We start from the raw sequence: 9,438 nt of genomic DNA on the forward strand, positions 1-9,438 counted from the left end.
CTGGGGCAAGGTCGACGGGTCGATCGAGCCCGGCCCGCAGCCCGACGTCGCGAGGACCCGCTGGCCGGCCGCAGGTGCGGCAGGAGGTAGCCGGCGGAGGTCTCGGCGGTGCGGGCCGCGTGCGAGGACACGACCGGAGCGGCATGGCCGTGGAGGTAGCGGGTCATCCAGCGATCTTGGCACCGGTCCGGCGACGGCCCGAGGCGCCGTCGCATCCCGAGACGCCCTCCGGAGGACGACAATGCCTTCGTGGACCTCGCCCTCACCCTCCTCGCCGTCGCCGTCGCCTCCCTGCTGGTCCACGGGTTGGCCTCGCGGCTCGGCGCGCTGTCCCCGCTGCTGCTCCTCGCCGCCGGCGCGGCGGCCTCCTTCGTCCCGTGGGTCCCCGAGGTCACCCTCTCGTCCGAGGTCGTCCTCATCGGGCTGCTGCCCCCGCTGCTCTACGCGACGGCGATCTCGACCTCGCTCGTCGACCTCAAGGCGCAGCGGGTGGCGATCGCGGGCCTGTCGGTGGGGCTCGTGCTCTTCACGGCGCTCGGCGTCGCGGTCGTCGCGAGCGCGCTGCTGCCGATCTCCTTCGCCCTGGCCTTCGCGCTCGGCGCGATCGTCGCCCCCGCCCGACGCGGTCGCCGCGACGGCGGTCGCCCGGGCGATCGGGCTGCCGCGCCGGGCCGTCACCCTCCTCGAGGGCGAGTCCCTCCTCAACGACGCGACCGCCCTCGTCTCGCTGCGCACCGCGCTGGCCGCCGCCGGCCTGGCCGCGGGCCACGGCAGCCATGGCGCCTTCGAGGTCACGGTGACCTCGGTGGGCATCGACTTCGTGCGCGCCGCCGTCGGCGGCGTGCTCATCGGCATGGTCGCCTACAAGGTCCTCGCCGTCGTGCGCAAGCACGTCAACGCACCGGTGGCCGACACGACGCTGAGCTTCATCGCCCCCTTCGCCGCCTACCTGCCCGCCGAGCTGCTGCACTCCTCCGGGGTCCTGTCGGTCGTCACGACCGGCCTGCTGCTCGGCCACCGCGCCCCGGTCCTGCAGAATGCCCGCTCCCGCCTCGCCGAGCGGTGGAACTGGGCGAGCGTACAGTTCATCCTCGAAAATGCCGTCTTCCTCGTCATCGGCCTCCAGCTGAGCTCGCTCGTCACCGACGTGCAGGACTCGCAGCTCGGCCTCGGCCGGACCCTCCTCGTGGGCCTGGCGATCCTCGTCACCGTGCTGGTGCTGCGACCCCTGTGGGTCTTTCCCTTCCGCTGGCTGCGCGCCATGGCCTCCCGCCGGGAGCGCGACCGGCTCGCCCCGGCCGGCGAGGGCGCGGTCGTCAGCTGGGCCGGCATGCGAGGGGTCGTCACCCTGGCCGCCGCCCTGCTCCTGCCCCCGGACACCCCGCACCGCCCGACCCTCGTGCTCATCGCCATGGTCGTCACCATCGGCACGCTGCTCATCCAGGGCACGACCCTGCCCGCCCTCGCCCGGGCCCTCGGCGTCAGCGGCCCCGACCCGCGCGAGGACGCGCTGCAGGAGGCCACGGTGACCCAGGCCGCCGTCGGCGCCGGGCTGCGTCGTCTCGACGAGCTGCCCGACGTCGACCGGGACGTCGCCGACCGCCTGCGCGAGCAGGCCCGCATGCGGGTCAACCGGGTGTGGGAACGCCTCGGCCACGGCGACGCGGAGTCGCCGAGCGACACCTATCGGCGGCTGCGGCTGCCGATGCTCCAGGCCGAGCGCGCCGAGCTGCTGCGCATCCGCGACGAGGGGCTCGTCGACCACGAGGTGCTCACGACGGTCCTGGCCGCCCTCGACGTCGAGGAGTCCACCCTCGAGTCGATCGGCGCCCGGGCCGAGGCGCTGCGCGGCACGCAGCTCGTCGCGCCCCCGAGCGTCACCGGCGAGTGCACCCACCAGCAGCAGCTGCCCGAGTGCGTCGTCCCCCGCGAGCCCGAGGGATGCGAGGAGTGCCTGCTCGAGGGCACGACCTGGCTGCACCTGCGCGTGTGCCTCACCTGCGGCCACGTCGGCTGCTGCGACTCCTCTCACGGGCACGCGACGACGCACTTCGAGCGCGCCGGACACCCCGTCATGCGCTCCCTCGAGCCGGGCGAGGCGTGGCGCTGGTGCTTCGTCGACGAGACCCTCGTGCAGTGAGCCCACCCCGGGCGAAGGAAGGTAGCGTCGCGGTGTGACCGCCGAGACGCACCGCCCGCAGACCGACGTCGACCGCATCGCCGAGGCCCACCTCGACGCGGAGGTGGCCCTCTCCCCCATCTCCGCGACCCACCTCGGGCTGCCCGGCCACGACGCCGACCTCGACGACCTGTCCCCCGACGGCTACGCCGCGCACTCGCGCCTGCGCCGGCAGACCCTCGCCGCCCTCGCCGACGCCACACCCGTCGACGACGTCGACCGGGTGACCGTCGAGGCGATGCAAGAGCGCCTCGGCCTCGCCGAGGAGATCCACGACGCCGGCCTCGACCTCGGGGAGCTCAACGTCATCGCCTCGCCGCTGCAGGGCGTGCGCGACGTCTTCGACATCATGCCGACGGCGACGACCGACGACTGGGCGACCTTCGCCAGCCGGATGGCCAAGGTGCCCGCCGCCCTCGGGCAGTGGGTGCAGTCGCTCACCGTCGCCGCCGACCGGGGGCAGGTCTCCCCCCTTCGTCAGTACGACCGGTGCATCGAGCAGTGCGCCGACCTCACCGCACCCGACGGCTACTTCGCCGGGGTGCTCGCCGGCGCGAGCGTCGACGGCGCCCCGCTGCCCGAGACCCTCGCCACCGACCTGCGCCGCTCCGTCGAGGCCGCCGCCGGTGCCTACCGCGACCTGGCCACGCAGCTGGCTCCCCTGCGGGAACGGGCACCCGAGGCCGACGCGTGCGGCCGCGAGCACTACCAGCTGTACTCGCGCTCCTTCCTCGGCGCGACGATCGACCTCGAGGAGACCTATGCGTGGGGGCAGGAGGAGCTCGCCCGGATCACCGCCGAGATGGCCGCCGTCGCCGAGCAGGTGCGACCCGGCGCCACCGTCCGCGAGGCGGTCGAGGCCCTCGACGCCGACCCGCGCTACCAGCTGCACGGCACCGACGCGCTGCGCGAGTGGATGCAGGGCAAGGCCGACGAGGCCATCGAGCTGCTCGACGGCCACCTCGACATCCCCGAGCCGGTGCGCACCATCGAGTGCCGCATCGCGCCGACCGAGACCGGCGGCATCTACTACACCGGGCCGAGCGACGACTTCTCCCGGCCCGGGCGCATGTGGTGGTCGGTGCCCAAGGGGGTCACCGACTTCGGCACCTGGCGCGAGCTGACGACCGTCTACCACGAGGGCGTCCCCGGCCACCACCTCCAGATCGGCCAGACCGTCCACCGCAAGGAGCTGCTCAACCGGTGGCGCCGCCTCGCGTCGTGGACCTCCGGGCACGGCGAGGGCTGGGCGCTCTACGCGGAGTGGCTCATGGCCGAGCTCGGGCACATGGACGACCCGGGCAACCGCATGGGTCTGCTCGACGGGCAGTCGCTGCGCGCCGCCCGCGTCGTCCTCGACATCGGCGTCCACTGCGGCTTCGAGGCGCCCGCCGAGGTCGGTGGTGGCGCGTGGACCTACGACAAGGCCTGGGAGTTCCTCTCGGCGCACGCCAACATGGACGAGGGCTTCCTGCGCTTCGAGCTCGACCGCTACCTCGGGTGGCCCGGCCAGGCGCCGAGCTACAAGATCGGCGAGCGGCTGTGGCTGCAGCTGCGGGAGGAGACCGCCCGGCGCGAGGGCGCCGACTTCGACCTGCGCGCCTTTCACCGCCGCGCCCTCGACATCGGCGGCGTCGGACTCGACACCCTGCGCGCTGCCGTCCTGCGCTGAGCACGGCTACCCATCCACGAGCCCGCGCGGTGGGCCTACCATGCTTCGCGTGAAGCACATCAGGGGGACCGTGTCCGTCGTCGCCGCCGCGGCGCTGCTCACCGCCTGCTCGTCGGGACCCGACGAGCGCGAGGCGTCCAGCACCGTGACGGTGACCTACTCCAGCTCGACGAGCAATGCACCGACGACCCAGACGGTGACCAGCTCGCCCTCCCCCGGCGGGGGCCGGGGCACCTCGCCCGACGCGGCGAGCACGAGCGGCACGCCCGGCGGCCCATCGGTCACGAGCACCGGCGGGCCCGACGCGCAGCCCGGCGGGCCGACGAGCACCGATGCCCCATCCTCCCCGCCCAAGGACATCGGCGCCTATGCCGACACCTTCGTGCGGGCGTGGGGTCGAGGTGACCGGGCCGTCGCCTCGACCTACGGCACCCCCACCGCCGTGAGCTCGCTCTTCGGTCAGCGCTCCTCGGGCGGGGGCGGCTGGCAGCGTCGGGGCATGTCCGGTGACGGCGGCTCGATGGTCGTCACCTACGGCGACGGCTCCGACGTGCTCACCGTGCGGATCGACGCGGGCACCGCCGCCTCCGGCGGCGAGCACGCCGTCACCAGCGCCTCCCTCGACGTGACCGACGGTGGCGAGAACGGCGACGACACCTCCGGCGCCGGGCTGCCGACGTCGACCACCGCCTACGCCGATGCCTTCGTGCGCGCCTGGGGCAAGGGCGACTCGAGCGCGTGGACCTATGCCACCGATGGCGTCGAGTCCGGCTTCGGCGCGGCCCACCCCTCCGGCGGCCCCCGTTGGTCGCGGACCTCGAGCACCGCGACGAGCGCCACCTACACCGACCGCGAGGGCGGCACGCTCGTGCTCACCCTCGACCCGTCACGTGTCTCCTTCGGCGCCGAGGACGGCATCACCGGGGCCTCGCTCACCTGACGGCATGACGAAGGGGGTGGGACCGGTCGACCGGTCCCACCCCCTTCGCCGTGCGTGGCGCTGATCAGAGGCGCCAGCAGCTGCTCGCCTGGTTGAGACCGGCGAAGCGGGCCTCGAAGAAGAGCATCGACTTCTCCACGTGCGGGAGGAAGCCACCGACGTGGGTGGGCGTCACGCCGGCGTTGAAGGAGACGCGGGTGCCCTTGTCGCACCAGTCGCTGGCCAGCTGCTTGCCGACCGCGTAGGGGATGACGTCGTCACCCAGCGAGTGGTTGATCTGCACCGGCGCGTTGGGCTTGCGCTTGCCGATCCGCTGCTCGGCGATCGCCGACTTGAAGGGCTCCTCGTCGAGCAGCTCCGAGAGCTTCTTGCCGCTCGTCGTGTACTTCGAGGAGTCGAGATTGGCGTAGGAGAAGAGGTCGAAGACGCAGGCGCTCTCCACCTTGCTCGCGAGCTCCTGGCCCTGAGCGTTGAGGAAGGGCTTGGGGTCGACGTGCTCCGTCGTGGCCACGCCGAGCGTGGCGAAGAGGGCGAAGAGCGAGTAGGTCGTGCCGTCGATGTTGGTCCCGACCTTGGCCAGGTCCGCCGGCGGGGCGCCGATGGCCGAGCCCTTGATGTTCAGCTCCGGCGCGTAGCTCGGCGCCAGCTCGGCCGCAGCAGCCGCGGCGCCGCCACCCTGGGAGTAGCCCATGAGGCCGATCGGGGTCTTGTTGTCGAGGCCGCTGCCCTGCAGGTTCTTGGCGGCGCGAGCCAGGTCGAGGGTCGCGCGGCCCTGGGGCTCGCGGGCCATGTAGGTGTGCGAGCCGGGCGTGCCGAGGCCCTGGAAGTCGGTGATGCCGACCGCGTAGCCGCGGGCGACGGCCCGGCCGACACCGATGCCCTCGTACTCGAAGAAGCTCTCCATCTGCCGCGACGGGGCGCAGGAGTCGCCCATGCCCTGGGTGCCGGGCGCATAGGAGATCAGGGGGCGCTGGGAGGCGCCGACGTAGCTCGTCTTGGGGACGAAGACCGTGCCCGTGACGGCGATCGGGGTGCCGTCGGCGTCGGTGGAGGAGTACATGATGCGGGTCGCGGTGACGACCGACGAGGACAGGTCGAAGGGGTCGAGCAGCAGCGGGGCCGGCTCGCTGCGGATGATCGTGCCGGGCGTGCTCGGGATCGTCGCCGGCGGCTCGTAGAAGGCGGGGCGAGCGGCCTCGGGGGTGTCGGTCAGGGTCTCGGCCCCAGCGGTGCCCGGGACGTCGTGGGGTCCGGCGACGGCATTGCCGGCCAGCGGGAGGCCGACGGCGACGGCGAGTGCCGCAGCCGCAACGGCACGCTTCTTCTTTGAAAACATGCGAGTCCTGTCGTGGGAAGGGAAGGGACGAGACCTTCCCCAGCCGACGATGGCGCGCCTGACCGGGATGGCCTCGGGTGTGGCGACGACCATGGTTACCTACGAGTCACATCCTGGCAACCGGTGCATGCTGTGGGCATGGTCTCCCTCGTCCTCGCGTCCGCCTCCCCCGCCCGCCTGGGCCTGCTGCGTGCCGCCGGCATCGACCCCGAGGTCGTCGTCAGCGACGTCGACGAGCACGAGGTGGAGTCCCTTGCGCGGCAACGGGATCCGCAGTTGTCTCCGGTGCAGCTGGCGCAGCTGCTGGCCGAGGCGAAGGGAGCGGCCGTCGCCTCGCGCCTGGCCGGGCAGACCCCCTTCGTCCTCGCCTGCGACTCGGTCCTCGAGGTCGACGGGCAGGTCCACGGCAAGCCCGGCACGCCCGAGGTCGCCCGCGAGCGGTGGCAGCAGGTGCGTGGCCGCTCGGCGGTCCTGCACACCGGCCACCACCTCGTCGACATGCGTGACGGCCGCACCGCCGGGGGTCCGGCGAGTGCGACCGTCAGGTTCGCATCGGTGACCGATGCCGAGGTCGAGGGCTACGTCGCGACGGGCGAGCCGCTGCACGTGGCCGGCGGCTTCACCCTCGACGGGCTGGGCGCTCCCTTCGTCGAGTCGATCGAGGGCCACCCGAGCACCGTCATCGGGCTGTGCCTGCCCCTGCTGCGTCGGCTGCTCACCGACCTTGGCACCGACTGGTGGTCGGTGGCTCAGTCGCGGGCGTAGGCCACCGCGGCCTCGGCGTCGACGATGCCGCGGCCGTAGAGCGCGCTGTAGCCGCCGCGGGTGCCGAGCAGCGGGTGCCGCGAGGTCGACAGGATCGCCTGCTCGACGTTGGCCATGCTGCGGCCCTGGCCGAAGAGGATCGCGGCGACCCGGCGACGTGCGGGGTGGCCATCGACGTGCCGGCGAAGGCCGCGTAGTCCTTGCCCTCACCGCACTCGTCGGCGCCGGTGCCACGCGGCACGGTGGAGATGATGTCCTCGGAGCAGTCGCCGCCGAGGAGTCGGCCGGAGCCACCGGGGGCGGCGACGCCCTTGCCGCTGAGCTTGACCGGCAGCTCGGAGAAGTAGGACTTCATCTCGTTCTTGTCCGTGGCCCCGACGCAGATCGAGTCGCTGCTGAAGGCCGGGTCGTTGCACAGCAGGGTCGAGGTGTTGCCCGCCGCGGCCACCGTGAGGGTGCCCTTGTCGCGGGCGTACTGGATCGCGTCCTGCATCGTCGTGTCGAGACCGAGGATGGAGAAGATCTGGGTGCCCGGCAGGCCACCCAGGCTGAGGTTGATGACGTCGGCACCGTTGTCCGCCGCGTAGCGGATGCCCTCGGCGATGTCCTCGGCGGTGCCCGACCCGTCCTCGAGGACCTTGATCGGCATGACCTTGGCGTCGGGGGCGACACCGGCGACGCCGATCCCGTTGTCAGCGGTGGCGGCGATGGTGCCCGCGACGTGGGTGCCGTGGACGTCGGGGTCCTGGCCCTCGCCGTCCTGGCCCTTCCAGCTGCCGTCGCCGCACGAGCCGGTCTGCTCGCCGCAGACGAAGTCGGCGCCCGGCACGAGCCTGCCCTGCAGGTCGGGGTGACCGAGGTCGACACCGGTATCGACGACGGCGACGACGGTGCGGCACCGCGGCTGCTCGACCAGGCCTGCTCGGCATGGACCTGGTCCAGCCCGTAGAGCTTGTCGCGCAGCGGATCGTCGGTGGCGGCACCGGCCGAGCCGGCGGTGACGACGAGGCCGACCGCACAGGCAGCGGCGGCGAAGGGGGCGGTCCAGGTCTTCATCGAGGTGTCCTTCGTCAGGGAACGTTGGTTACCCCAAGGTAACGACGAGGGGGCGCCTCCGCAGCGCGAGCCGTCGAGGCCCGGGTCACGCCCCCTTCGCCCCGACCTCACGGCCACGGCCGGTCAGACCGGCGGGATTCCCCGACGACGCTCGGAGAAGCGGCGATCGCGACCGCGGGCGTGCCGCAGGCGGGCGAGCAGCTCCTCGCGCAGGGCCTCGGGCTCGATGACCTGGTCGATGACGAGGTCCGCGGCCAGCCGCTCGAGGTCGACGTCCTCGAGGTACTCGGCGCGACGCGCGGCGATGAACTCGTCGCGGGCGGCCTCCCCTTCGTCGGCCTCGATCTGCGCGATCTTGTTGGCGTAGACGGCGTTGACCGCGGCCTCCGGACCCATGACCGCGACGCGGGCGGTGGGCAGCGCGATCGTCGCGTCGGGGGCGAAGCCGGGCCCGCCCATGGCGTAGAGACCGGCGCCGTAGGCCTTGCGCACGATGACGCAGAACTGCGGGACGGTCGCCGAGGCGACGGCCGAGACCATCTTCGCGCCGTGGCGGATGATCCCGCCGCGCTCGACCTCGGAGCCGATCATGAAGCCCGGGACGTCGGCGAGGTAGATCAGCGGGATCGAGTAGGCATCGCACAGCCAGATGAAGCGCGCGGCCTTGTCGGCGCTGTCGGTGAAGAGCACGCCGCCCTTGGCCATCGAGTTGTTGGCGACGATGCCGACGGTCTCCCCCGCCATCCGGCCGAGGCCGACGACCAGCTCGGTGGCGAAGAGCTCCTTGACCTCGAAGAAGGAGTCGTCGTCGACGAGGCCGTCGATGACGTCGTGCACGTCGAAGGGCTGCGACTCGCGCTCGGGGATGGTCGCGGCGGTGAGCGGCGCGGCCGGCTCCTCCGGCTGGTACGAAGGGAGGTCGCTGTGCCAGTTCTGCGGGAGATAGCTCAGCCACAGCCGGGCCGCCTCGATGGCCTCGGTGTCGTCGGCGACGAGCACGTCACCGACACCGCTCACGGTGCAGTGCATGCGGGCGCCGCCCATCTCCTCGAGGGAAACCCGCTCGCCGACGACCATCTCGGCCATGCGCGGGCTGCCGAGGTACATCGACGCATTGCCCTCGACCATGATCACGAGGTCGGTGAAGGAGGGGATGTAGGCGCGCCGCGGCGCTGGGGCCGAAGAGGCAGCAGATCTGCGGGACCTTGCCCGACAGGGCGACCTGGTTGTGGAAGATGTGCCCGGCGCCGCGGCGGCCGGGGAACATCTCGACCTGGTCGGTGATGCGCGCGCCCGCGGAGTCGACGAGCCAGAAGACCGGCAGCTCCTCGCGCAGCGCCGTCTCGGTGGCGCGCACGATCTTCTCCACCGTGCGGGCGCCCACGAGCCGGCCTTGACCGTCGGGTCGTTGGCGATGACGATGACCGGCCGGTCGTCGACGAGCCCGCGGCCGGTGACGACGCCGTCGGCCGGCAGCCCGGGCGCGAGCG

At 72.8% G+C, this 9,438-nt stretch carries 6 protein-coding genes and 1 pseudogene; 4 read left to right on the plus strand and 3 right to left on the minus strand.

Going from position 1 to position 9,438, the window contains the following annotated elements; genetic code table 11:
- Positions 1-241 precede the first annotated feature (241 nt).
- The 3 genes from AC2W7J_RS11755 to AC2W7J_RS11765 are packed head-to-tail and all read left to right on the plus strand — an operon-like array spanning position 242 to position 4,791.
- On the plus strand, positions 242-2,140 hold the full coding sequence (locus AC2W7J_RS11755) for a cation:proton antiporter domain-containing protein (protein ID WP_485982597.1): 1,899 nt from the start codon (positions 242-244) through the stop codon (positions 2,138-2,140).
- A 34-nt stretch (positions 2,141-2,174) separates the two neighbouring features.
- On the plus strand, positions 2,175-3,851 hold the full coding sequence (locus AC2W7J_RS11760; protein WP_485982599.1) for a DUF885 domain-containing protein: 1,677 nt from the start codon (positions 2,175-2,177) through the stop codon (positions 3,849-3,851).
- Positions 3,852-3,900: 49 nt separating this feature from the next.
- A complete protein-coding gene (locus tag AC2W7J_RS11765; protein ID WP_485982601.1) occupies positions 3,901-4,791 on the plus strand; it encodes a hypothetical protein in 891 nt (296 codons plus the stop codon).
- Between the two features lie 64 nt (positions 4,792-4,855).
- On the opposite strand, the gene AC2W7J_RS11770 is transcribed toward AC2W7J_RS11765, so the two are convergent.
- Entirely contained in the window at positions 4,856-6,127 is a 1,272-nt protein-coding gene (locus tag AC2W7J_RS11770) for a lipase family protein (RefSeq protein ID WP_485982603.1), read from the minus strand.
- A 138-nt stretch (positions 6,128-6,265) separates the two neighbouring features.
- On the opposite strand from AC2W7J_RS11770, the gene AC2W7J_RS11775 reads away from it, so the two are divergent.
- Complete coding sequence (locus AC2W7J_RS11775; RefSeq protein ID WP_485982605.1) at positions 6,266-6,892, plus strand: Maf family protein; 627 nt, start codon at positions 6,266-6,268, stop codon at positions 6,890-6,892.
- Here the strand turns inward: AC2W7J_RS11775 and AC2W7J_RS11780 are convergent.
- Both AC2W7J_RS11780 and AC2W7J_RS11785 read right to left on the minus strand, forming a co-directional pair.
- Positions 6,843-7,736 (minus strand): S8 family serine peptidase, encoded by an 894-nt coding sequence (locus tag AC2W7J_RS11780; protein WP_485982607.1) that lies wholly within the window; start codon positions 7,734-7,736, stop codon positions 6,843-6,845. The genes AC2W7J_RS11775 and AC2W7J_RS11780 overlap by 50 nt on opposite strands.
- Positions 7,737-8,071: 335 nt before the next feature.
- Positions 8,072-9,438 (minus strand): annotated as a pseudogene (locus tag AC2W7J_RS11785) (acyl-CoA carboxylase subunit beta); the annotation flags it as partial.

The sequence above is a fragment of the Janibacter sp. CFPM2_SD2 genome, assembly GCF_057364645.1.